23 protein-coding genes are annotated in these 24,213 nt (G+C 66.4%); 11 read left to right on the top strand and 12 right to left on the bottom strand.

Going from position 1 to position 24,213, the window contains the following annotated elements:
• Position 1: 1 nt before the first annotated feature.
• From KHP16_RS17040 to KHP16_RS17015, 6 genes are all read left to right on the top strand, one after another.
• Positions 2 to 1,192, top strand: coding sequence for a carbon-phosphorus lyase complex subunit (locus tag KHP16_RS17040; protein WP_109580430.1), 1,191 nt, complete (start codon positions 2 to 4; stop codon positions 1,190 to 1,192).
• Positions 1,189 to 2,130 (top strand): alpha-D-ribose 1-methylphosphonate 5-phosphate C-P-lyase PhnJ, encoded by a 942-nt coding sequence (locus tag KHP16_RS17035; RefSeq protein WP_280528136.1) that lies wholly within the window; start codon positions 1,189 to 1,191, stop codon positions 2,128 to 2,130. The genes KHP16_RS17040 and KHP16_RS17035 overlap by 4 nt, the downstream gene beginning before the upstream one ends.
• Positions 2,127 to 2,903: a phosphonate C-P lyase system protein PhnK gene (gene phnK, locus KHP16_RS17030; RefSeq protein WP_109580428.1), complete on the top strand. Its 777-nt coding sequence runs from the start codon at positions 2,127 to 2,129 to the stop codon at positions 2,901 to 2,903. The genes KHP16_RS17035 and phnK overlap by 4 nt, the downstream gene beginning before the upstream one ends.
• A gap of 5 nt (positions 2,904 to 2,908) precedes the next feature.
• On the top strand, positions 2,909 to 3,643 hold the full coding sequence (gene phnL, locus KHP16_RS17025; RefSeq protein ID WP_109580427.1) for a phosphonate C-P lyase system protein PhnL: 735 nt from the start codon (positions 2,909 to 2,911) through the stop codon (positions 3,641 to 3,643).
• A 25-nt stretch (positions 3,644 to 3,668) separates the two neighbouring features.
• Entirely contained in the window at positions 3,669 to 4,901 is a 1,233-nt protein-coding gene (locus KHP16_RS17020; RefSeq protein WP_211960722.1) for an alpha-D-ribose 1-methylphosphonate 5-triphosphate diphosphatase, read from the top strand.
• A 153-nt stretch (positions 4,902 to 5,054) separates the two neighbouring features.
• Complete coding sequence (locus KHP16_RS17015; protein WP_109580425.1) at positions 5,055 to 5,570, top strand: hypothetical protein; 516 nt, start codon at positions 5,055 to 5,057, stop codon at positions 5,568 to 5,570.
• Between the two features lie 6 nt (positions 5,571 to 5,576).
• Here the strand turns inward: KHP16_RS17015 and KHP16_RS17010 are convergent, their stop codons facing one another.
• Positions 5,577 to 6,194: a peroxidase-related enzyme gene (locus tag KHP16_RS17010; protein ID WP_109580424.1), complete on the bottom strand. Its 618-nt coding sequence runs from the start codon at positions 6,192 to 6,194 to the stop codon at positions 5,577 to 5,579.
• A gap of 72 nt (positions 6,195 to 6,266) precedes the next feature.
• Complete coding sequence (gene msbA / locus KHP16_RS17005; protein WP_407935141.1) at positions 6,267 to 8,201, bottom strand: lipid A export permease/ATP-binding protein MsbA; 1,935 nt, start codon at positions 8,199 to 8,201, stop codon at positions 6,267 to 6,269.
• Positions 8,202 to 8,214: 13 nt separating this feature from the next.
• Here msbA and KHP16_RS17000 point away from each other — a divergent pair, with 13 nt between their 5' ends.
• A complete protein-coding gene (locus KHP16_RS17000; RefSeq protein ID WP_211960721.1) occupies positions 8,215 to 9,000 on the top strand; it encodes a glycosyltransferase family 2 protein in 786 nt (261 codons plus the stop codon).
• On the opposite strand, the gene KHP16_RS16995 is transcribed toward KHP16_RS17000, so the two are convergent.
• Positions 8,930 to 10,168, bottom strand: coding sequence for a glycosyltransferase (locus tag KHP16_RS16995; RefSeq protein ID WP_211960720.1), 1,239 nt, complete (start codon positions 10,166 to 10,168; stop codon positions 8,930 to 8,932). The genes KHP16_RS17000 and KHP16_RS16995 overlap by 71 nt on opposite strands.
• A complete protein-coding gene (gene dnaE, locus KHP16_RS16990) occupies positions 10,161 to 13,685 on the bottom strand; it encodes a DNA polymerase III subunit alpha (RefSeq protein WP_121490616.1) in 3,525 nt (1,174 codons plus the stop codon). Before dnaE ends, KHP16_RS16995 begins: the two co-directional genes overlap by 8 nt.
• 163 nt (positions 13,686 to 13,848) lie before the next feature.
• Here dnaE and KHP16_RS16985 point away from each other — a divergent pair, with 163 nt between their 5' ends.
• On the top strand, positions 13,849 to 14,688 hold the full coding sequence (locus tag KHP16_RS16985) for a sulfurtransferase (RefSeq protein ID WP_109580420.1): 840 nt from the start codon (positions 13,849 to 13,851) through the stop codon (positions 14,686 to 14,688).
• Between the two features lie 25 nt (positions 14,689 to 14,713).
• Here KHP16_RS16985 and KHP16_RS16980 read toward each other — a convergent pair whose 3' ends face one another.
• The 5 genes from KHP16_RS16980 to rpsP form a co-directional block, all read right to left on the bottom strand.
• Entirely contained in the window at positions 14,714 to 15,397 is a 684-nt protein-coding gene (locus KHP16_RS16980) for a CoA pyrophosphatase (RefSeq protein WP_211960719.1), read from the bottom strand.
• Positions 15,398 to 15,532: 135 nt separating this feature from the next.
• Complete coding sequence (rplS, locus tag KHP16_RS16975) at positions 15,533 to 15,928, bottom strand: 50S ribosomal protein L19 (RefSeq protein ID WP_109580418.1); 396 nt, start codon at positions 15,926 to 15,928, stop codon at positions 15,533 to 15,535.
• Positions 15,929 to 16,001: 73 nt separating this feature from the next.
• Complete coding sequence (gene trmD / locus KHP16_RS16970) at positions 16,002 to 16,784, bottom strand: tRNA (guanosine(37)-N1)-methyltransferase TrmD (RefSeq protein WP_115952647.1); 783 nt, start codon at positions 16,782 to 16,784, stop codon at positions 16,002 to 16,004.
• 48 nt (positions 16,785 to 16,832) lie between these two features.
• Positions 16,833 to 17,525 carry a ribosome maturation factor RimM gene (rimM, locus tag KHP16_RS16965; RefSeq protein ID WP_211960718.1) on the bottom strand — a complete coding sequence of 231 codons (693 nt, stop codon included), beginning with the start codon at positions 17,523 to 17,525 and terminating at the stop codon, positions 16,833 to 16,835.
• Positions 17,526 to 17,543: 18 nt separating this feature from the next.
• On the bottom strand, positions 17,544 to 17,804 hold the full coding sequence (rpsP, locus tag KHP16_RS16960) for a 30S ribosomal protein S16 (protein WP_109580415.1): 261 nt from the start codon (positions 17,802 to 17,804) through the stop codon (positions 17,544 to 17,546).
• Between the two features lie 329 nt (positions 17,805 to 18,133).
• Here rpsP and KHP16_RS16955 point away from each other — a divergent pair, with 329 nt between their 5' ends.
• Both KHP16_RS16955 and KHP16_RS16950 read left to right on the top strand, forming a co-directional pair.
• The gene (locus KHP16_RS16955; RefSeq protein ID WP_211960717.1) at positions 18,134 to 18,547 is read left to right on the top strand and encodes a hypothetical protein; all 414 of its coding nucleotides are present in this window, start codon (positions 18,134 to 18,136) and stop codon (positions 18,545 to 18,547) included.
• 143 nt (positions 18,548 to 18,690) lie between these two features.
• On the top strand, positions 18,691 to 19,173 hold the full coding sequence (locus tag KHP16_RS16950) for an NINE protein (protein ID WP_115952919.1): 483 nt from the start codon (positions 18,691 to 18,693) through the stop codon (positions 19,171 to 19,173).
• 16 nt (positions 19,174 to 19,189) lie between these two features.
• Here the strand turns inward: KHP16_RS16950 and KHP16_RS16945 are convergent, their stop codons facing one another.
• Complete coding sequence (locus KHP16_RS16945) at positions 19,190 to 20,371, bottom strand: PA0069 family radical SAM protein (protein WP_211960716.1); 1,182 nt, start codon at positions 20,369 to 20,371, stop codon at positions 19,190 to 19,192.
• 79 nt (positions 20,372 to 20,450) lie between these two features.
• On the bottom strand, positions 20,451 to 20,954 hold the full coding sequence (locus tag KHP16_RS16940) for an Lrp/AsnC ligand binding domain-containing protein (protein ID WP_109580413.1): 504 nt from the start codon (positions 20,952 to 20,954) through the stop codon (positions 20,451 to 20,453).
• 117 nt (positions 20,955 to 21,071) lie between these two features.
• Between KHP16_RS16940 and KHP16_RS16935 the strand changes: the two genes are divergently transcribed.
• Complete coding sequence (locus KHP16_RS16935) at positions 21,072 to 22,376, top strand: D-amino acid dehydrogenase (RefSeq protein WP_211960715.1); 1,305 nt, start codon at positions 21,072 to 21,074, stop codon at positions 22,374 to 22,376.
• 60 nt (positions 22,377 to 22,436) lie between these two features.
• Here the strand turns inward: KHP16_RS16935 and KHP16_RS16930 are convergent, their stop codons facing one another.
• Positions 22,437 to 24,206, bottom strand: a complete 1,770-nt coding sequence (locus KHP16_RS16930) for an acyl-CoA dehydrogenase (protein ID WP_211960714.1) — start codon at positions 24,204 to 24,206, stop codon at positions 22,437 to 22,439.
• Positions 24,207 to 24,213 lie beyond the last annotated feature (7 nt).

The following is a 24,213-nucleotide window of genomic DNA, read 5'->3' as shown; positions in this document are numbered from 1 at the left end:
CATGTACGTAGCCGTCAAGGGTGGCGAGCGCGCCATCCTCAACTCGTATCGCCGGCTCGACGCCTATCGGCGCGGCAACGCCGCGGTGCCCGAACTCACGCTGGCGCAGATCCGCGAACAGATGCCCCTCGCCATCTCGCGCGTGATGGCGGAAGGTTCGCTGTACGATCCGCACCTCGCGGCGCTGGCGCTGAAGCAGGCGGCGGGCGATCAGGTCGAGGCGATCTTCCTGCTGCGCGCCTACCGCACCACGCTCGCGCGCTTCGGTTATACGCAGCCGCTCGATACGGGGGCCATGCGGCTGCATCGCCGGATCTCGTCCACTTTCAAGGATGTGCCCGGGGGGCAGGTGCTTGGGCCGACTTACGACTACACGCAGCGGCTGCTCGATTTTTCGCTGGAAGTGGAAGGGAGCAATGACGGCCCCGCGGCGGATACGCCGACCGCTGATGTCAATGCCAATGCCAACGCCACGACAGGCAAACCCGCGCCCGCCATGCCGCGCGTGACGTCCCTGCTCGAAGCCGAATCGCTGGTGGAAGCCGATGCCATCCCGCCGGGCGATCCGGCTCCACCCGACCTTACCCGCGAACCGCTGACCCTCCCCGCCGGCCGCGCCGCGCGCCTGCAGAACCTCGCGCGCGCCGACGAAGGTTTCCTGCTGTCGATGGGGTATTCGACGCAACGCGGCTACGGCAACACGCACCCGTTCGCGGCCGAGATCCGATACGGCAACACCGAAGTCGAACTATTCGTCGAAGAACTCGGCTTCGCCGTGACGATTGGCGAGATCGAAGTGACCGAGTGCCAGATGGTGAGCCAGTTCGCGGGCAGCGCCAACGAAGCGCCCCGCTTCACGCGCGGCTACGGCCTCGTGTTCGGCTACGGCGAGCGCAAGGCAATGTCGATGGCACTGGCCGATCGCGCGATGCGCGCGGCCGAACTCGGCGAGGCGGGTGACGCGCCCGCCAACGACATCGAGTTCATGCTCTACCACAGCGACAACGTCGAGGCGTCCGGCTTCGTGCAGCATCTCAAGCTGCCCCACTACGTCGACTTCCAGGCCAACCTCGAACTGCTGCGCCGCCTGCGCGCGGAACAGACCGCATCGGCGCCAGCCGCGCAGCACGCGGCCGCGGAGGTTGCCGATACACCCATCGCTCCCCAGCCTCAAGAGGAGACGCTCGCATGACCCCGTCCGTGAGTCCATTCAGCGATCGTGAAGCCGCGGCGACCGCCGTGGCGCGCGACGCGCACTACAACTTCGGTTACCTCGACGAATCGACCAAGCGCATGCTGCGGCGCGCGTTGCTCAAGGCCGTGGCCATTCCCGGCTATCAGGTCCCGTTCGGCAGCCGGGAAATGCCGCTGCCCTACGGCTGGGGCACCGGTGGCATCCAGGTGACCGCCGCCATCATTGGCACGCGCGACACGCTCAAGGTCATCGATCAGGGTTCCGACGATACGACAAACGCCATCAACATCCGCCGCTTCTTCGGCCGCGTGACGGGCGTCGCCACCACCGAGCGCACGCGGGAAGCGACGATCGTGCAGACGCGCCACCGCATCCCGGAGACGCCGCTGCGCGCGGGGCAGGTCATGGTGTTCCAGGTGCCCATTCCCGAGCCGCTGCGATGGCTCGAGTCGAGCGAGGCGGAAACGCGCACGATGCATTCGCTCGCGGAATACGGCGCGATGCACGTCAAGCTCTACGAAGACATCTCGCACCACGGGCATATCGCGACGACCTACGACTACCCGGTCATCGTCAACCAGCGCTACATGATGCGTCCCTCGCCGATTCCGAAGTTCGACAACCCCAAGCTGCACAACAGCCCGGCACTGATGCTGTTCGGCGCCGGCCGCGAGAAGCGCGTCTACGCGGTACCGCCCTACACGTCGGTGAAGAGCCTCGACTTCGTCGATCATCCGTTCACCGTGGAGAAGTGGTCGAGTTGCTGCGCGCAATGCGGCGCCACCGACAGCTATCTGGACGAGATCATCACCGACGATACGGGCACGCGCATGTTCGTGTGCTCGGACACCGAGTACTGCGCGGACCGGCGTGAGTCCGGCCACACGTCAGGCCACACGTCAGGCCACGGCGCATCCGAAGGAGCCGCAGCATGAGCGCCACGCCCCTGCTCTCCGTCCGCGGGGTGACCCGCACGTGGGACGGCCTCCACGGCTGCCACGACGTCAGCTTCGACCTGTATCCGGGCGAAGTGCTCTGCGTGGTCGGCGAGTCCGGCTCCGGCAAGAGCACGCTGCTGCAGGCGCTCTCCATGCAGGCCCCGCCGCAACACGGCAGCGTCTGGTATGACGTACGCGAGGACGGCCTGACCGACCTCGCCACGCTGTCGAGCGCGCGCATGCGGCTGCTCGCGCGCACCGACTGGGGCTTCGTGCGCCAGCATGCGCGCGACGGCCTGCGCATGCAGGTCAGCGCGGGCGCCAACATCGCCGAGCGCCTGATGGCCGTGGGCGAGCGCCATTACGGCGACCTGCGCGAGATCGCCGGCGCCTGGCTCGAGAAGATGGAGATCGACCTCGCGCGTCTCGACGACATTCCCGCGACGTTCTCGGGCGGCATGCAGCAGCGGCTGCAGATCGCGCGCAACCTCGTCACGCATCCGCGCCTCGTGTTCATGGATGAACCGACCGCCTCGCTCGACGTCTCGGTGCAGGCGCGTCTGCTCGACCTGCTGCGACGGCTCGTGAACGACCTCGGCCTCGCCGCGATCCTCGTCACGCACGACCTCGCCGTCGCGCGGCTGCTCGCGCATCGTACGATCGTGATGCAGGGCGGCCGCGTGGTCGAGCAGGGTCTGACCGACCAGATTCTCGACGATCCGCAACATCCGTACACGCAGCTGCTCGTGTCCTCCATCCTGCAAGGCTGATCGCAATGCACGACGACTCCCAACGCATGCTCGAGGTCCGAGGCCTCGGCAAGATGTTCACGCTGCACAACCAGGGCGGCATCCGGCTGCCCGTTCTGCAGGCGATAGACTTCGACGCCGCGCGCGGCGAATGCCTCGTGCTGTCGGGCCCCTCGGGCACGGGCAAGAGCACGCTGCTGCGCTGCCTCTATGGCAACTACCTCGCCACGGAAGGCTTGATCCGCCTGCGCGACACCAGCGCCGCCGGCGCCCCGTGGATCGAACTGACCGGCGCGCCCGAGCAGCACATCCTGCGCCTGCGCCGCGACGTCATCGGCTACGTGAGCCAGTTCCTCCGCGCGATTCCGCGCGTCAGCACGCTGGACGTGGTGGCGGAGCCCCTGCAACAACGCGGCACCGCGCTGGCCGAAGCACGCGAACGCGCGGCCGAACTGCTGGCGCGCCTCAACGTCCCGCGCCGCCTGTGGGACCTGCCGCCCGCGACGTTCTCCGGCGGCGAGCAGCAGCGCGTGAACATCGCGCGCGGCCTCGTCGGCAACCATCCGATCCTGCTGCTCGACGAGCCGACGGCCTCGCTCGATGCCGACAACCGCGCGGTGGTGGTGGCGCTGATCCGCGAGGCTCTGGATGCGGGACGCTGCCTGATCGGCATCTTCCACGACGAGGCCGTGCGCGACGCGGTGGCCACGCGCCTGCTGCCTTTGCAGCCCGCTGTCCATTCCACCATCGCGGCGGCCTGACTCTCACTCTCTTCGGACTTCCGACATGTCCACTAGCTACCTTACGCACGCGACCCTCGTGCTGCCGGATCGCCTGCTCGACGACAGCGCGCTGCTGATCGAGGACGGCCATATCGTCGCGATCGAACCCGATGCCGCCCAGGTGCCGTCGCGCGCGAACGTCATCGATCTGCGCGGCCATACGGTCATGCCCGGCCTGATCGACGTGCACTGCGACGCCATCGAGAAAGAAGTGGAGCCGCGCGCGGGCGTGCTGTTCCCGCTCGACTTCGCGGTGGCGCAGGTCGATCGCCGCAATGCGGCGGCGGGCATCACCACGCCGTATCACGCGCTGTCCTTCGCGAGCAATCAGTTCGGCGTGCGCAACAACGACACCGCCGCCACGCTCGTGCGCACGGTGGCGGCGTTCAACGATCACGCCCTCGTGGATAACCGCATCCACTGCCGCTACGAAGTCACGGACCCCGCCGCGGTGCCCGTGCTGGAGGCGCTGATGGAAGAAGGCGTGGTCGATCTGCTCTCCGTGATGGACCATTCGCCGGGCCAGGGCCAGTTCAAGACCGTGGAGGCGTATCTGGCCTACATGATGGGCAACCACGGCATGACGCGCGAGGAAGCGGCGGACGCGGTGGCAAAGAAGCAGGCCGAACTCGACGGCGCGCCCGAGCGCGTCAACCGCCTGCTCGCGCGCGCGCGTCAGCACGGCATCCCGACCGCGAGCCACGACGACGATTCGCCCGAGCGCATCGCTGCGATGCATGCGCTCGGCGTGCGCATGAGCGAGTTTCCGATCAACGTGGAGACCGCGCGCGCGGCGACGGACGTGGCCCTGCCGACGATCCTCGGCGCGCCGAACGTGCTGCGCGGAAAAAGCCAGAGCGGCTCGATGCGTGCGCTCGATGCGATCCTCGCGGGCGTGGCGGGCATCCTGTGCTCCGACTACCAGCCCTCGACGCTGATCGCCGCCGCATTCGCCGGGGCGCGACTCGCGGAAATGCCGCTGTACGAGGCCCTCAGGCTCGTAACCTCCAATCCGGCCGATGCCTGCGGGCTCACCGACCGTGGCCGCCTGCGCCCGGGCGCGCGCGCGGACGTCATCGCCGTCAGCACCGTGGCGGGCCAGCCGCTCGTCACGCATACGTGGTCGGCGGGACGGCTCGTCTTCGCGGCGGGATATCCAAACACCCGTATCGACGCCGATCGGGACCATCCCCACGACCGCGCGCGGCAGCCGGCGCCGCAGGCCGCCATCGCCTGATGCCGATCGGTCGATCGGTGGATCGGTCGATCGGCCGCGGTCCATTCTCTGACTATAGACCGCAACCCTGACGCCGCTCTCGGGACTTGCACCAATCACGTTCCTCTGCCGGTCCCCTATAACTAATCAGGTAGGGCCCGCAGAGGAGTCGCCATGTCATCCCGCATCACCCTGCCAGCGATGCTGCTGGCCACACTGCTCTGCGCGGCCTGCACGCCGCCAATGCTCGCCGACCGCGCGAAGCCCATGCAGGGCCCGACAGCGCCCAAGCCCTACCCCCCTGCGCCTGAAACCCGCTCGACGCCCATCCCCGCCCGCGCGATCGACATGGCCGGCGACTGCAAGCGCACGGAGGAGGACGGCTTCCGGGAAGAAGCGATGATGCGCGTCTCTCACAACGACGTGAAGACGCTCAGCTGGAAGCTATGGGTATCGAAGCGCGGCTCGTGCGAATTCAATCTGTCCGAATTCAAACAGACGCAGCAGACACCGCATATCGAGCTCGTGGCGCTGGATGGCAGCGGCTGCAAGCTTATGGTCTGGCAGGATCCGCGCCGCGTCACGCTCGCTCACGCGCGCTGCGAGAAGCACTGCACCGCCGGCATCTACGAGCAGGCGTGGCCCGTGCTGTTCGACCCGCGGAGCGGCAACTGCGCGGACATCAAGTAGCGCTGGCTATTTGGCCTTGGGCACGCGGCCCATCAGGTAGAACTCGTCGTTCGGACGCATGGCGATGGTATTGGCCATCCGATTCGAGAGGCCGAAGAACGCCGTGATGGCGGCAATATCCCAGGCGTCCTCGTCGCTGAAGCCGTGCTCCCGCAGCGCGGCATAATCGGCTTCCTCCACGCTGCGCGCGTCATCGCACACCTTCATGGCGAAGTCGAGCATCGCGCGTTGGCGCGGTGCAATATCCGCCTTGCGGTAGTTGGTGGCCACCTGATCGGCGATCAGCGGCTTCTTCTCGTAGATGCGAAGCAGCGCGCCATGGGCCACCACGCAATAGAGACATTGATTCGCGCCCGACGTGGCCACCACGATCATCTCGCGATCGCCCTTCGTGAGGCTGCCCGTCTCCTTGAGCATCAGCGCGTCGTGATACGCGAAGAATGCGCGAAATTCGTCGGGACGGTGCGCGAGGGCAAGAAAGACGTTGGGAACGAAGCCGGCCTTCTCCTGGACTTCGACGATCCGCGCGCGGATGTCGTCAGGCAGGTCCTTCAGCGCCGGGACCGGAAACCGGCTGATGGCGTGGGGGATGGCTTGAGCGGTGGCTTGGGGGGTGGCTGTCATGCGCGTCTCCTCGGGGTATCGTCCCCGTCTGCACAGACATCTTACCGCCATCCCCTCCAGCCAGCTTGCGGCTTACTGCTGCGTTGCGAACTGGATCCGATGCAGCCCCGCATAGAGACCGTTCGCCGCGAGCAGCTCGGCATGGCTGCCCTGCTCCGCCACGCGCCCGTGCTCGAGCACCACGATGCGATCCGCGTTCTCGATCGTCGACAACCGGTGGGCGATCACCAGCGTGGTCCGGCCGACCATCAGCGATTCCAGCGCGGCCTGCACCTGGCGCTCGGACTCGGAGTCCAGCGCCGACGTGGCCTCGTCGAGGATCAGGATCGGCGCGTCCTTGTAGATCGCGCGCGCGATGGCCAGACGCTGGCGCTGGCCGCCCGACAGCTTCATGCCGTTGTCGCCGATGTTGGTCTCCAGCCCTTCGGGCAGTCCCTTCACCACATCCGTCAGATAGGCCGCCGCCAACGCACGCTCCACGCGCGCCATGTCGATCGCCTCGCCCGGATGCACGCCATAGGCCACGTTGGCCGCCACGGTGTCGTTGAACAGCACCACATCCTGACTTACGAACGCGATCTGGCGGCGCAGGTCCGCAAGCGCGAACGCATCGATGGACTGTCCATCCAGCAGGATGCGCCCCTCGGTCGGATCGAAGAAGCGCGGCACCAGGTTGACGAGCGTGGTCTTGCCGCTGCCCGACGGCCCGACGAGTGCCACGACCTCCCCGGCCGAGGCCCGGAACGCGACGTTGGTCAGCGCCGCGCGTCCGGCATCGCCGTAGCGGAAGCCAACGTGCTCGAAGGCCAGGTCGCCCTTCGCGCGCGCGAGCGGCAGGCCGCCCTGCCGCGGCTCGATCGGCTCGTCGATCAGGCCGAAGATCATCTCCGCGGCCGTCACGCCGCGCTGCAACGGCTGGTTCAGGTCGGTCAGGTGCTTGAGCGGCGAGATCAGCAGCAGCATCGCCATCACGAAGCCCGTAAAGCCGCCCACGGTGGTCTGGCTGGCCTGCGACTGCACCACGGCGATGGTCAGGATCACCGACAGCGCCAGCGATGCCAGGAACGCCGTCACGGGCTGGTTCAGGCCGCCCGCCACGGCCATGCGCATCGAATAGCCGCGCAGGCGCTCGGCCATGTTCTGGAAGCGATCCATCTCATAGGCCTCGCCGCCGTGCAGCTTGACGACCTTGTAGCCGCCGGCCGCTTCCTCGACCACATAGGCGGCCGTGTTCGTCATCGCCTGATGCTCGCGATTGAGCTTGCGCAGGCGGCGGTTCACGCGCGACATCACGAAGCCGATCGACGGCAGCAGCACGGCCACGACGAGCGTCAGACGCCAGTTCGTGTAGAACAGGTAGATCAGCAGCGCGAGCACGGTCAGCGAGTCGCGCACGAGCGTGATCAGCACGCCCGTCAGGATCTGCATGACCTGGTTCACCTCGAACACCACGGCATTGATCAGCGAGGCCGCGGTGTTACGGTGATAGAACAGTGCGGGCGCATGCAGCATGCGTTCGAACATCTGCAGCCGCATCGTCTTGAGCACGTTGTTGGACACGCGGCTCAGCAGATAGCCCGAGGTGAATTGCGCCACGCCGCGGATCAGCGCCACGCCGGTCAGCAGCGCGGGCACGTGCCAGAGCTTGCCCGCGTACGCGCCGCCAAAGCCCTTGTCGAGCAGGTCGTTGACGATCTTGGGGATGATGCCTTCACTGGCCGCGACCACGCCCATCGCCAGAATCGCGAGGAGGAAGGTGCGGAGCTCGGGCTTCAGGTAGGTCCAGACGCGCCGCAGCGTGTCGCGCTCCTGGAGCGAGGTCTTGACCAGCGATGATTGTGCTTGCTTATCTTTCACATTGACTCCACCCCGTTTGCGCGGGGAGTGCTTCTCAATCCGGGGGCATTGGCCGATGGCCGATGGCAGGGGCGCGGTGGAGGACACAAGTCCCGCTAGAATAGCGGGTCTGTGGGAGCGCCCTCGCCGAACCGGTCGGCCGGGCTCCATCGCCACCATCTCTATGAAAATCTCTGCCGTCCTGATCACCAAGAACGAGGCTCACAACATCGCCGAGTGCCTGGCGTCCGTTTCCTGGTGCGACCGCGCGATTATAGTGGATTCGGGTAGCACGGACGGCACCGTGGAGATCGCGCGCTCGCTGGGCGCGGACGTCTACCAGACCGATACGTGGCCCGGCTTCGGCCCGCAAAAAAACCTCGCCTTGTCCAAGGTGCAGACCGAATGGGCGCTCTCCATCGACGCCGACGAACGCGTCACGCCCGAGTTGCGAGACGAGATCCTTGCCGCGATCGAATCCGGCAACGCGGACGCCTACGAGATGCCGCGCCTCTCGCGCTTCTGCGGCCGCTTTATCCGCCATGCCGGCTGGTATCCCGATTACCTGACGCGCGTGTTCCGCGTCGGCAGGGCCCGCTTCACCGACGACCTTGTGCACGAGAACGTCGTCGCCGATAGCCCCGTCGCGCGCCTGCGCACGCCGCTGCTGCACTACACCTACGACGATTTCTCGCAGGTCCTGCGCAAGATCGACCAATACTCGACCCTCGGCGCCCAGCAGGCCTTCCGCCGCGGCAAGACGGCCACGGTGGCGGGTGCGCTCGGCCACGGTTTCTGGGCGTTCCTGCGCACGTGGATATTCCGGCGCGGGTTCCTCGATGGCGCGCAAGGGCTCGGCGTGGCGCTGATGAACGGCCAGGCGAGCTACTACAAGTACGTCAAGCTGTGGCTGCTGTGCCAGCAGGCGCGGCAACAGGACAACCGGTCAGCGACGCCACCACGCGGCTGAACGCCTCGGCGGTGGGCACCAGCCCGAAGCCCGCCACGAACCCCCTCGCATGGGTCAGGAGCGCCTCGCGCAACGCCGCATCGCGCAGCGCGCGCGTCATCGCATCGGCCAGCGCGTCCACGTCGCCGACGGGGACCAGCAGCCCCGCGCGGCCATCGTCGAGCATCTCTCGCGGGCCCACGGGACAGTCGGTGCTCACCACCACCTGATCGAGCGCCAGCGCTTCCACCAGCACGTTTCCGAGCCCTTCCATGCGCGAGCTGAACGCCATCAGTCTTGCATGACGCATCCATGCGAACGGATTGGACTGGAAGCCCGCAAACCGCACGCGCTCCGCGAGCCCGAGCTCGCGCGTCAACGCCTCCAGCTGGGCGCGCGACGCGCCCTCGCCGACGATGACGAGATCTTCGGCAATGCCATCCCGCACGAGCCGGGCATAGGCCTTCAGCAGGGTGGTGAAGTCCTTCTGGCTCTCTTCGAGCCGCCCCACCGATACGATATACGGCGCGTCCGGCAACCCGGTCAGCGCCGCATCCCCCAGCGAGCGGATACGCGCGAGATCGAACGCGTTGTACAGCTTCACAAACTTGTCCGCCGCCTCGGGGATCAGCCGCTTCGCATCCGCCAGCATGCTCTCGTTGAGCATGACCACGCGGTCGTAGTCCACGCGGCATTGATGCCGCAGCTTGCGCAGCTTGCGGCCATGGCCCTGCGCGAGGTGCGCCACGCTGAAATGCTGGTAGCCGATCATCGGCACGGGCAGCCGCCCCGTCAGCCGCGAGAGCGACATGTCGTAGTCCACCACGACCTCGTACTCGCCTTCGGCCAGGAAGCGACGGAAGCGGCGATTCATCAGCGGCTTGCGCACGGGCGGCAGCAGAACTTCCTCGTACAGCTTCCCCAGCGGCCCGAGCTTGCGCGCCTTCTTGAGCTGCCGGCAATGCGACAGCCACCGTTCGGGCGCGAGCACATGCACCTTGACATGGGCAGGCAACCGCGCGCGATAGTGGTTCTCGAGCGCCTCCGAGGGATAGGTCACGGTCAGGCCGACCTCGTAGCGCGCGGGATCGAGCGATGCCAGCAGCGAGACCAGCGCGGTCTCGATACCGCCATGCAGGAAATGCGTGACGTGGAACAGGATGCGCGTGCGGCGTTGCGCTTCAGCCATAGATCATGCGCACACTGTCGCCCCCGTCGCTGGCGAGGGCATTGCGGAGGCTGGTCAGCGCGTCGTCGGACGGCGTAATCTGCCATTGCGCGCCGAGCCTCGCCTCGCATTGCGCCGCGCGGTTGGTGTAGCGGATGACCACCGGCACGCCGGGCGTGCGCGCGACGTTCGCCAGATACGGCGTCAGCAGTTCGCGCAAGCGCTCGGTCGATGCATTGCCGTTGAACGGCAGGCAAACGGCATCGGCATACTCGGCACGCGCGGAGACAAGGTCCATCACGGACTCGGCGGTGAAGCGCACGCCGCCCGTGAACGTGTCATGGCGCGCGTTGCCCTTGGCGATCAGCAGTTCGTCCTCGCGGAACATATGGCGGTTGGCATCGAACAGCTCGTTGAACACCGTCATCTCGACCTGCGCGGTGCCGTCGTCGATCATGACGATCAGCATCTTGCCGCGCTGGGTCATCTGCGTGCGAATGCCCGCGATCACGCCCGCGATGGTCTTGCCGCGCACGTCGCGGCCATAGCCGCCGCCATTGCCCTGCACTTCCTTCTCGAGATTGGCGAGCGTGCCCTTGACGAAGCGCCGCACCTCGTCGCGCCACGCGTCGAACAGGTGGCCGGAGAAGTAATAGCCGAGCGCCTGCTTCTCTTCCTGCAGCGTGCGCTTCATCGACCATCGTGGCTCATCGACGAGTTCGGGCCGGTGCGCCTCGGCGGAGGCATCGTCCATGAGGTCGAACAAGGAAACCTGGTTCGCGGACTCGGCTTTCTGCTCGGCCGCTTCCATCGCGATCGACACCGACGCCAGCAGCTGGCCGCGGTTGTCGTTGATGCTGTCGAACGCGCCCGCGCGGATCAGCGCCTCGATCGTGCGGCGGTTCACCTGACGACGGTCCACGCGCTCGCAGAAGTCGAACAGATCGCGGAACGGACCCTCCTCGCGCGCGCGCAGAATGTCCTCGATCGCGCCCTGCCCCGAGCCCTTGATGCCGCCGAGACCATAGCGGATGGTCTTCGCGTCCGTCGGCGCAAAGCGGTACTCGCTGGCGTTGACGTCGGGCGGATCCACCTTGATGCCGTTGACGCGGCAGTCCTCGTACAGGATCTTGACCTTGTCCGTATCGTCCATGGCCAGCGACATGTTGGCGGCCATGAATTCGGCGGGATGATGCGCCTTGAGCCACGCCGTGTAGTACGCGAGCAGCGCGTACGCGGCCGCGTGCGACTTGTTGAAACCGTAGCCCGCGAACTTCTCCATCAGGTCGAAGATGTCATCGGCCTGCTGCGCCGAGAGGCCGTTCTTCGCGGCGCCCTCGCGGAACAGCTCGCGATGCTTGGCCATTTCCTCGGCCTTCTTCTTGCCCATCGCACGACGCAGCAAATCGGCGCCGCCGAGCGAGTAGCCGCCGATGATCTGCGCCATCTGCATCACCTGCTCCTGGTAGACCATGATGCCGTAGGTCTCCTTGAGCACGGGCTCCACGCGCGGATCTGGGTACTCGACCTTCTCGCGGCCGTGCTTCCGCGCGCAGAAGCTCGGGATCAGGTCCATCGGGCCCGGACGATACAGCGCCACCAGCGCGATGATGTCCTCGAAGCGGTCAGGCTTGGCGTCCTTGAGCATGCCCTGCATGCCGCGGCTTTCCAGCTGGAACACGGCGACCGTGTTGGCCGTCTTGAGGATGTCGAACGCGGGGCCGTCGTCGAGCGGGATATGGCTGCAGTTCCAGTCGGCCTTCGACGGATCGAGCCGGCGGATATAACGCTCGGCCCAGTCGAGAATCGTCAGCGTGGTCAGGCCCAGAAAGTCGAACTTCACGAGGCCGGCGGCTTCGACGTCGTCCTTGTCGTACTGGCTCACGACGCCGCTCATGCCGTCGTTCTGCGCGCCCTGCGTGTACAGCGGGCAGAAGTCGGTGAGCTTGCCCGGGGCGATCAGCACCCCGCCCGCGTGCATGCCGACGTTACGCGTCATGCCTTCCACGCGCTGCGCGAGTTCCAGCAACTGACGGACTTCTTCCTCGTTGTTCTCGCGCTCGGTGAGCAGCGGCTCTTCCTTCTTGGCCTCCTCGATCGTCACGAGCTTGCCAGGCTTGAACGGGATGAGCTTGGCCACGCCATCGACGAAGCCGTAGCCCAGGTCGAGCACGCGACCCACGTCGCGCACGGCGGCCTTCGCCGCCATCGTGCCGAACGTCGCGATCTGCGATACCGCGTCCTTGCCGTACTTCTCCTTCACGTACGTGATCACGCGATCGCGGCCGTGCTGGCAGAAGTCGATATCGAAGTCGGGCATCGAGACCCGTTCCGGATTCAGGAAACGCTCGAACAGCAGCGCGTACTTGAGCGGATCGAGGTCAGTAATGCCGAGCGCGTAGGCCACCAGCGAACCGGCGCCCGAACCCCGGCCCGGTCCGACCGGCACACCGTTGTTCTTGGCCCAGTTGATGAAGTCCGCCACGATCAGGAAGTAGCCGGGGAAGCCCATCTTGATGATGGTGCCCGTCTCGAAATCCAGACGCGCGTGATACTCGTCGCGCCGGGACGCGCGGACCGCTTCATCGGGATAGAGCACCTCGAGCCGGCGCTCGAGGCCTTCGCGCGCCATCAGCACGAGGTAGTCGTCGAGCGACATGCCATCGGGCGTCGGGAACAGCGGCAGCCGCGGCTTGCCAAGCTCGAGCGTGAGGTTGCAGCGCCGCGCGATTTCCACGGCGTTCTGCAGCGCGGACGGGATGTCAGCGAACAGCTCGCACATCTCGTCCTGCGTCTTGAAATACTGGTCCGTCGTGAACTTGCGCACACGACGCGGGTTGGCCAGCAGCTCGCCTTCGGCGATACACACGCGCGCCTCGTGCGCGGTGAAATCGTCGGGCGTCATGAACTGGACGGGGTGCGTGGCCACCACAGGCAGTTGCATCGAAGCGGCCAGCTGCACGGCCTGCTGCACGTAGGCATCGGTACCCGGCAGGCCCGCACGCTGCAGTTCGATGTAGAACCGCTGCGGGAACACGCGCGCCCAGTGCTGCGCCGCGCGGCGCGCGCCTTCGACGTTGGCGTTCGCCAGCGCGAGGCCGATATCGCCGCCCATCGCGCCCGACAGCGCGATCAGGCCCGTGGAGAGCGGCAGGCCCTCCTCGCCTGGCTCGTCGAACCAGCCCGCTTCCAGTTCCGCGCGGCCGCGGTGCTGGTTGCCCAGCCACGCGCGCGACAGCATGGTGCACAGGTTCAGGTAGCCGCGCTTGTCCTGCACGAGCAGCAGCAGCCGCGAGGGCTTGTCGCGGTCGTCGCCGTTGGCGATCCACACGTCGGCGCCGACGATCGGCTTGACGCCGCCGCCCCGCGCTTCCTTGTAGAACCGGATCAGACCGAAGGCGTTGGCCAGGTCGGTCAGCGCGAGCGCGCCCATGCCATCGGCGGCGGCGGCCTTGACGGCGTCCTCCAGGCGGACGATGCCGTCCACGATGGAGTATTCGGAATGCAGGCGGAGGTGGACGTAGCGGAGCGCGGACATTGGCAGGCAGGGAATCTAGCCCGACATTGTACCGGCAGGCCTCGCGCGCGGGGATCGCGATTTTTGTCCGGGATCATGCGGCGGGCGCGCCCGGGGCGTATAATTTCGCGTTTCCAATCAGGCAGTTACTACGTGCGCAGGCGCGTAGGCGAGCAGTCGAACCATGCAGATCGTCAACATTTCCGCTTACAAATTCGTCTCGATCGACGATATCGAACCGCTGCGTTCGGAAATGCGCGCGCGCTGCGAGGCGCTGTCGCTGAAGGGCACGATCCTGCTGGCGCCCGAAGGCATCAACATGTTCCTGGCCGGCCCCCGCGAGGCCATCGATGGCTTCATGACGTGGCTGCACGCGGATCCGCGCTTCGCGGACATCGCGCCGAAGGAAAGCCTCTCCGACAACCAGCCGTTCAAACGCATGCTGGTCCGCGCCAAGAAGGAAATCATCACGATGAAGATGCCGCTGATCCGGCCGGAAGCCGGACGCGCGCCTTCCGTCAGCCCCGCGGACCTGAAGCGCTGGCTCGATCAGGGCCACGACGACGCGGGGCGCCCGGTGGTGATGCTCGACACGCGCAATGCATTCGAGGTGGCCGTGGGGACGTTCGAGGATGCGGTGGAATACGACATCGCCAAGTTCAGCGACTTCCCGCCGGCCGTGGCCGAGCATCGCGCCGATTTCGAGGGCAAGACCGTGGTGTCGTTCTGCACGGGCGGCATCCGTTGCGAAAAGGCCGCGATCCACATGCAGGAAGTGGGCATCGAGAACGTCTATCAGCTCGAAGGCGGCATCCTGAAGTATTTCGAGGAGGTCGGCGGCAGCCATTATCGCGGCGACTGCTTCGTGTTCGACTACCGGACGGCGCTGAACCCCAGCCTCGAGCCGGCGGGCCCGGTGCAGTGCTTCGCCTGCCGTGCCGTGGTGACCGCCGAACAGCAGCAGGATCCGGCCTACGTCGTGGGCAAGAGCTGTCCGCAGTGTGCCAGCGCCGCCGCGGCTTGAAGACGCGACCTTGCGTGGCGCGCCATCAAGCGGCCAGCAGCAGATACAGATTCCGCAACATGGCCGCGGTCGCTCCCCAGATAAAGCGATTGCCGCCGCCCTCCCGCGGATACGGCATCGCATAAAACTTTCGCTCGCCATCGACCCACCGCAATAGCCGCCGCTCGTGCCGCGTCGGATCCATCAGGAAGGCCAGCGGCACCTCGAAGACCTCGGCGACCTCCCCCGCATCGGGGCGCAGCGTGAAGCCCGGGCGCATGAGCCCGACGACGGGGCTCACGTGATAACCCGTCCCGGTGATGTAGTCCGGCAGCGCGCCGAGCACCTCGACGTAGTCGGGGCCGACGCCGATCTCCTCTTCCGTCTCCCGCAGGGCCGTGGCGACAGGGTCCGCATCGTAGGCCTCCTGCCGTCCACCCGGAAAACTGATCTGCCCAGCGTGTGCATTGAGGTTCGCGTTGCGCTGGGTGAACAGCACCCAGAGCCCATCCTCTCGCGTCACCAGCGGCACCAGCACCGAAGCATCGCGCAGTGCCCGCGTCTTGTCGTACACCCGCGACTCGTCCGTCAGCAACGGCTCCCAGGCCGGCGGAGGCGATTGCAGCCGGCGCCGGATGAATTCGGGCGTCATGCGGGCGGGGGACAGGGGAATGCCGCGAATGTCGGTGTCGATGACAGGCAGCGTTTCGGGATCGAATATCGGACGCATAACGGCGCAGTATGACAGAGCGCCGCCATGCTTGCAGGGCGGCTCGGCGCCCACATGGCAGGCAACAAAAAAGGCACCCGAAGGTGCCTTTCGCAACGCCATGCGCCGCCGGTTGCCCGGCGGGGATGCCGGTCTTTACTCTGCGGCAGCCTTTGCGGCGGCAGCAGCCTTCGACACCAGCTTTTCCTTGATACGCGCGGACTTGCCCGAGCGCTCACGCAGGTAGTACAGCTTCGCGCGACGCACGTCGCCGCGACGCTTCACCTCGATGCCGGCGATCAGCGGCGAGTACAGCTGGAACGTACGTTCCACGCCTTCGCCCGACGAGATCTTGCGCACGATGAACGACGAATTCAGGCCACGATTGCGCTTGGCAATCACGACGCCTTCATAAGCCTGCACACGCTTGCGGTTGCCTTCGACCACGTTCACGCTGACGATCACGGTATCGCCGGGGGCGAATGCCGGAATGGTCTTGTTGGCGGTCAGACGGGCGATCTCTTCCTTCTCGATCTGCTCGATGATGTTCATCGTTTTCTCCTTAACCATCATGCCGGCGTTCAATGCCCCGGTCGTTGCCGGGCCCCGGTAGAGGATGGGGTTATTACTTGGCGGGAGCGGGCTCCCACCCTTCTTTCGCAGCCCATTCCGACAGGAATTTCTCGTCGGCACGGGTCAGCAAACCTTGCCCGCGCGCGGCCTCGATCAAATCGGGACGCTTGCGCGCGGTATTGGCCAGCGCCTGCTGGCGCCGCCATTTCTCGATCTCGGCATGATGGCCGCCCAGCAGGATATCGGGCACCCTCACGCCTTCGTATTCTTCCGGCCGCGTGTAGTGCGGGCAGTCCAGCAGTCCGTTGACGAAGCTGTCCTGCACGGCCGACTGCGCATCGCCGAGTACCCCCGGCAGATGCCGCACCACCGCGTCGATCAGCGCCATCGCGGGCAGTTCGCCCCCGGACAGCACGAAATCGCCGAGGCTGATTTCCTCGTCCACGCGACGGTCGATCAGTCGCTGGTCGATCGCCTCGTAGCGCCCGCACAGCAGCACCAGTCCGGGCCGTTGTGCCAGCGACATGACTTTCGCATGCGTCAGCGGCGCGCCCTGCGGCGACATCAGCACCACATGGGGCTTGTCCACGCCGGCCTGCGCCTGCGCCGCGCCGGCCGCGTCAATCGCGTCCTCGAGCGGCCTGGCCAGCATGACCATCCCGGGACCGCCACCATACGGCCGATCGTCGATCGTCCGGTAGTTGTCTACGGTAAAGTCGCGTGGATTCCACGTTCGCAGCGCGTACCGCTGCTGCTTGGCCGCCCGGCTGGTAATGCCCCAGTCGGTCAGCGCACGAAACATCTCGGGAAACAGCGTGATCACATCGAACTGCATCCGCGCCTCCCAGTTTCACACCGCGCCGGCTGGCGGCGATGCAACGCCTCAGTAATCGAGTCCCCAGTCCACCACGATCCGCTTGCCAGCGATATCCACGGTGCGCAGGTAGACGTCCACGAACGGGATCAGACGTTCGCCGGCACCGCCCTCCGGCAGATCGTAAGCGACCTGCAGGATCTGGTGCGCACCGTTGTCGATCAGCCCGGACACTTGGCCGAGCGCTTCGCCCTGTTCGTTCGACACGGCGCAGCCAATCAGATCGACCCAGTAGAACTCGTCTTCTTCCGGGGCCGGAAAGTCCGACCGCCGGATCCAGACGCGGCGGCCCTTGAGCGCTTCGGCCACATTGCGGTCCGAGACGCCCGTGGCCTGAGCCACGACGGTACCGCTGTGCTCGCGCGATTGCGCGATCTTCAACGCTACCTGGACGCCAGCTTCCGTACGGGGGGTTGCCGGTGCGATCGCTCCGGCCGCGGGGGCCGGCAGCAACCACCAGCGACGCGCATGGAGCAACGCGGAGGCGTCGTCCGCGTGCGGCTGAACCTTGATCCAGCCCCGAATGCCATACGCGGCGGCGACGTAGCCGACCTCGATCAGATCATCGGGCAACGGCTCCGTGTACAACAATGCCTGAGGCAACGCTCTCGGCTGACCGCTTGCGCGATCCTCGCCCGCGGCAGACCGGGGCGCCAGGTTCAGTGGCTTGCGCGCGGGGCGCCCACTTTCCGAAACCGACACGAACGCGCCTTAGACCAATCAGGCAGCAGCGACGGTGGCCTTGGCGGCTTGCTTCACCAGACGGGCAACGGTCGGCGACAGTTGCGCGCCAACGCCTTCCCAGTACGTCAGGCGGTCTTGCGCGACGCGCAGGCCTTCTTCCTTGTCGGAAGCCAGCGGATTGTAGAAGCCGATGCGCTCGATGAAGCGACCGTCACGACGGTTGCGCGAATCAGCGGCAACGATGTTGAAGAACGGGCGCTTCTTGCTGCCGCCGCGAGCCAGACGGATTACGACCATGGGTTATTCCTCGAAAAAAACGGGGTGTGCGAACACGAAACGCAAGAGTATAGCCCATTAACCGAACCCGAACAAACAAATAGCCTCTCGGACGCCGGCAGCCGCGGCCGATGCGCCGCATAGGCGACAACGGATCGGGAGATGTCGCGCTGGAACGACGGCCCTCCATGCGGGCGTCATTGGCGCCAAACGCCCCGTGAACCGGGGGAAACAATCCGTTACACCGGTAACGGGATTGGCATAGGCGGTCACGCGGACGGATGCGTAACATGAACCCATCGCCCGATTTTTTCATTTTGGATATTTGACGCGGGCTTATGGGATTTCGCATGCTTGACCGCTCTCGCCTGCGCAGATTGGTGGCGGGCAGCCTGGTCGCCACCGGGCTGCTCGGCGGTATTGCCGCCAGCCATGCGCAAGCTTCCTTTTGGCAGCACCTTCGCGCCGTAGGCAACTCGGCGCATGGGCCCCGCGTGGCCGGCGGCATGGAAGTCGCCAGCGTCCGCGCGGAAAGCCGCGACCATGTGCGCGCCCAAATCGAACGCATGGAAGCACGCGCCCGCGCCGACGACCGATTAAGCGGCCGGCCTGATCCGGACCGCCGCGACGATGGCCGCGGCGATGGCCGCGCCGCGCGCAACCCCGACCGCGCGTCGCAGGCCGATGCCCAGGCCGGCAACGACCCGCGGCCCACAGGCATGGGCCCGGGCTGGCAGGCCCGCAGCCGCGACGGTGGCCGGTAGTGCTGCCCGTGGTGCTGCCCGGTAGTGCTACCCGGTAGTGCTGCGCTGTAACACTGGCCTGTAGCCACCCCCTCGATCACGGCATGCGCGGGCGTACAATGTGCGCCAATGCCGCGCTGGCGGCGCTCCTCCCCGACGCAACGATGCCCGCCGTATCCTCCCCCGCGTTTGCGCCCGCCGCCACCCCGCGCGGCAAATCGAAGCTCATCACCGTCGCGCTCGCGTTCGTCGCGGGCAGCCTCGGCGCGCACCGGTTTTATCTCAAGGGGTTCGGCGACAAGTTTGGCTGGCTACATCTGCTGGCCACGCTCGCCGGGGCGATCGGCTTTACCTCGCTGCTGCTGGAAACCGGCGACACCGCGCTCAATTGGACGTTCGCCGTCGCCGGCGGCATTTCCGTCATCGGCGCTTTCCTGACGGCCATCGTATTCGGGCTGCGCCCCGACGAGAAATGGGATGCACGCTACAACCCGCACGGCAAGCCGACGCGCTCGGGCTGGCCCGTCGTGATCCTCGTGATCCTGTCGCTGCTGATCGGCACGGGCCTGCTCATGGCCGGCCTGGCCATCAGCTTCCAGACCTTCTTTGAATCGCAGGTGGAAGCGGCCAAGGCGTTGTCGCAGTAAGGCGTTGTCGCAGTAGCTAGAACAACGAGCCCTGCGTGTCGTTCGCCGCGCCGGGCTTCGCGCGAGGCGCGCGCGCCGGCGGCCGGAACAACGTGGTATCGAGCCCATAACGGTCGTAGCGAAATCCGAGCTTGTCCGCCGCCTTGTAGAAGCGCTGACGCATGAGGTCCGCCCAGATGCCGCTGCCCCGCATGCGCGTGGCAAAGTCCGCGTCATAGGACTTGCCGCCGCGCATGTCGCGGATGCGGTTCATCACGCGCTCCGCGCGATCGGGGAAATGCGCCTGCAGCCATTGCTGGAACAGCGGCTCCACTTCCCATGGCAACCGCAGCACGATGTAGTTCGCATACACGGCGCCGGCCTCGCGCGCGGCCTCGAGAATGCGTTCGAGGTCGGGCTCCGTGATGAACGGAATCACCGGCGCCACGCTCACGCCCACCGGTATGCCAGCCTCGGACAACGTGCGGATCGCGCGCAGGCGCCGGCTCGGCGTGGCCGCGCGCGGTTCCAGCGTGCGAGCGATGCCGGCATCGAGCGTGGTGATGGTCAGCGCCGCAACCGCGAGCCGCTTCCGCGCCATCGGCGCCAGCAGATCGATATCGCGTTCGATCAGCGAGGACTTGGTGATCAGCGCGACCGGATGGTCGCACTCGTGCAGCACCTCGAGAACGCCGCGCGTAATGCGATGCTCGCGTTCGATCGGCTGATACGCATCGGTGTTGACGCCAAGCGCGATGGTCTCGCATCGATAAGACGGCCTGGCCAGTGTTTCGCGAAGCCGTTCGGCCGCGTTGGCCTTGGCGAATAATCGGGATTCGAAGTCGAGGCCCGGGGACAGGTCGAGGTACGCATGGGTGGGGCGCGCAAAACAGTAGATGCAACCATGCTCGCAACCCCGGTAGGGATTGAGCGAGGTGTCGAACGGGATATCGGGCGACGCATTATGCGTGAGAATCGAGCGCGCGCGTTCGATGGACACCTGCGTGACCAGCCGCGGCGAGTCCTGAGATTCCTGTGCCGCCTCCGCCCAGCCGTCATCGAAGCGCTCGCGGGCGTCGCGCTCGAAGCGGCCTTGCAGGTTCGTCACCGCGCCCCTGCCCTTCTTTGCGGACAAGGGTGCCGAGGGTGCCGAGGGTGCGGAGGGTGCCGCACCAGGCGCCGATCCCGGAGTATGGGGAAGGTCGTCATATCCATCCATGCACCGATGATACTGTATGTTTATACAGTATCCAAGCACCCCGCGTTATTGGCCCCTATTGTGGCGCCTATTGTGGCGCCTATTGTGGCGCCTCACGCCCTTCCACCATGATCTCGAGCGTCTCCTTGATCTCTTCCATCACCACATAGCTCTTGGACTGCGCCGCGCCGGGCAGCTGCAGCAGGATGTCGCCCAGCAACCGCCGGTACTCCGCGATTTCCCGGATGCGGGCCTTGATCAGGTAGTCGAAGTCGCCAGAGACCAGATGGCACTCCAGCACCTCGGGAATCCGCAGCACCTCGCGGCGGAACTTGTCGAACATGTTGCCCGCCTTGTTGCCCAGAGAAATCTCCACGAACACGAGCAGCCCGCTGCCGAGCAACGTCGGATTGAGCCGCGCGTAGTAACCCATAATGACGCCGTCCCGCTCGAGCCGCTTCACGCGTTCGATGCAGGGCGTGATCGTCAAACCCACCGCCTCGGCGAGGTCCTTCATGGACATGCGCCCGTCGCCTTGCAGCAGCGTAAGGATGCGCCGGTCGAGCTTGTCGAGGCTCCGTACGGGTTGGCGGCTCGTTCTCATGAATTATTCCTGTTTCCCTGATAAATACGGTAACTCTAACTGGATTGAACTCAATAACATAGAGATGTTTCCTATTTATGACCCCTAAACCCTGGCAGCCTGGTCGGGAGAGAAAACATGCGAGTTCTGGTCCTTGGCAGTGGTGTGATTGGCGTGACGAGCGCCTGGTATCTGGCCCGCGCGGGTCACGAGGTGACCGTGGTCGATCGCGAGGCGGCGCCCGCGCTGGGCACGAGCTTCGCCAACGCCGGCCAGATCTCTCCCGGCTATGCGTCGCCGTGGGCCGCGCCGGGCATCCCGCTCAAGGCCATCAAGTGGATGTTCCAGGAACACGCGCCCCTGTCGATCAAGCCGGACGGCACGCTGTTCCAGCTGCAGTGGATGTGGCAGATGCTGCGTAACTGCACCGAGGACCGCTACGCCGTGAACAAGGAACGCATGGTGCGTCTGGCCGAGTACAGCCGCGACTGCATCCGCGCGCTGCGCGCGGAAACGGGCATCTCGTACGAGGGCCGCCAGCAGGGCACGCTGCAGCTATTCCGCACGGCCGAACAATACGAAGGCGCCGCCAAGGACATCGCGGTGCTCGAAGAAGCGGGCGTGCCTTACGAACTGCTGAGCCGCGAACAACTCGCCGCCTGCGAACCTGCGCTGGCCGCGGTGAATGGCAAGCTCGCCGGCGGCCTGCGCCTGCCGAACGACGAGACCGGCGACTGTCAGCTGTTCACGCAGCGCCTGGCCGCGATGGCCGCGTCGATCGGCGTCACGTTCCAGTACAACCGCTCCATCGACGGCCTGCTGACCGAAGGCGATGCCATCACCGGCGCGCTGATCGAAGGCAAGCCGATGCATGCCGACGCCGTCGTCGTGGCGCTTGGCAGCTGGTCGACGCCCTTCGTGCGGCACGTGCTGCCGGGTCTGTCGAACCTGCCCGTCTATCCGCTCAAGGGTTTCTCGATCACGGTGCCGATGACCGACGCGTCGCGCAGCCCCGTGTCGACGGTGCTCGATGAAACGTACAAGGTCGCCATCACGCGTTTCGACGATCGCATCCGCGTCGGCGGCATGGCGCAGATTGTTGGCTACGACCGCTCGCTCGATCCCGCCAAGCGCCGCACGCTCGAGCATGTGGTGACCGACCTCTTCCCGGGCGCCGGCGACGTGAGCCGCGCGACGTTCTGGACGGGCCTGCGTCCGATGACGCCGGACGGCACGCCGGTCGTCGGCCCCGCTGGTATCCGCGGCCTGTGGCTCAACACGGGCCATGGCACGCTGGGGTGGACCATGGCCTGCGGGTCGGGCAAGCTGCTGTCGGATCTGGTGTCGGGCACGCGTCCGGCGATCCGTGCCGACGATCTGTCGGTGGATCGGTATCGCAAGGTGCCGCGCTCGCAGGGCAATCTGCGCCCGGTCCCGGCCTGACAAGACCCGCTGAAAGACAAAGGGCCCCTTGCGGGGCCCTTTGTCTTTGGGGAACGCGCGTCAGAACTGGTCTTCGGTCAACGCGTTGACCGAAGCCGCGCCCTCGACGATCGCATCGCGCAGGGCCGCTGCCTGCGGCAGCAAATGCTGCGCGTAGAACTGCGCCGTCGCGATCTTTGCATCGTAGAACGAAGGATCGTCGCCACGACGTGCCTCGGCGGCCAGCAGCGCGCGCGCCATTTGCCAGCCCGAGAACACGATGCCGCATAGCCGCAGATACGGCACGCTGCCCGCGAACACGGCATTGGGGTCGGTCTTGGCGTTCTCCACTACGAACGTCACCACGTCCGCCAGCGCCTCGCGCGCCCGCGCGAGTTGGGTGCGCACCGCAGGATGCCCGCTCAGCGCGGCCTCGGTTTCGGCGATGCGGGACAGGATGTCGCGGGCCACGGCCCCGCCGTCGCGCAGCGTTTTGCGCCCGACGAGGTCATTGGCCTGGATGGCGGTCGTGCCTTCGTAGATGGGCAGGATGCGCGCGTCGCGATAATGCTGCGCCGCACCCGTTTCCTCGATGAAGCCCATCCCGCCATGCACCTGCACCCCCAGGCTCGTCACGTCGATCGACATCTCCGTGCTCCAGCCCTTGATCACCGGCACGAGGAACTCGTAGAACGCCTGGCTGCGCGCGCGCTCGTCCGCATCGGGATGATGGTGCGCGGCATCGCTCGCCGCGGCGCCCACATAAGCCACGGCACGCGCGCCTTCCGTCAGCGCGCGCATGGTCATCAGCATGCGCTTGATGTCGGGATGATGGACGATGGTCACGGCCTGGCGCGCCGAACCATCGACGGGCCGGCTCTGCACGCGTTCGCGCGCATAGGCCACGGCCTGCTGATAGGCGCGCTCGGACACCGCGATGCCCTGCATGCCCACCGAGAAGCGGGCGGCATTCATCATGATGAACATGTACTCGAGGCCGCGATTCTCCTCGCCCACCAGCGTGCCGATCGCACCGCCGTGGTCGCCGAACTGCAGCACTGCCGTCGGGCTCGCCTTGATCCCGAGCTTGTGTTCGATGGACACGCAATGCACGTCGTTGCGCGCGCCGAGGCTGCCGTCGTCGTTGACGAGGAACTTGGGCACGATGAACAGCGAGATACCCTTGACGCCCTCCGGCGCGTCAGGCGTGCGGGCGAGCACAAGGTGCACGATGTTCTTCGCCATGTCGTGCTCGCCGTACGTGATGAAGATCTTGGTGCCGAACACCTTGTACGTACCGTCGCCCTGCGGCTCGGCGCGCGTGCGCACGGCGGCGAGGTCGGAACCGGCCTGCGGCTCCGTGAGGTTCATCGTGCCGGTCCACTCGCCCGAGATCAGCCTGGGCAGGTACGTCGATTTCTGCGCGTCGGTGCCAGCCGTCAGCAGCGCCTCGATGGCGCCATCGGTCAGCAGCGGGCACAGCGCGAACGACAGGTTCGCGGTATTGAGCATCTCGTTGCACGGCGTGGCCACCAGCTTCGGCAAACCCTGCCCGCCGAACTCGGCCGGATGCAGCACGCCCTGCCACCCGCCCTCGCCGAACTGGCGGAACGCATCGCGGAAGCCCGGCGTGGTCTTCACCTCGCCATCCTTCCAGCTGCTCGGCTCCGTATCCCCGATGCGGTTGAGCGGCGCCACCACCTGTTCGTTGAAGCGCGCGGCTTCCTCGAGCACGGCCTGCGCGATATCCGGGGTCGCATCCTCGTATCCCGGCAGCTGGCTCACGGCGTCGAGTCCCGCCAGTTCGTTCATGACGAACAGCATGTCCTTGAGCGGTGCGCGATAGGTCATCGATGTC

The organism is Cupriavidus plantarum (genome assembly GCF_905397285.1).
GTDB lineage: Bacteria > Pseudomonadota > Gammaproteobacteria > Burkholderiales > Burkholderiaceae > Cupriavidus > Cupriavidus plantarum.
Note: the sequence above shows the minus strand (reverse complement) of the source record. Positions and strands in the feature narration are given on the sequence as shown.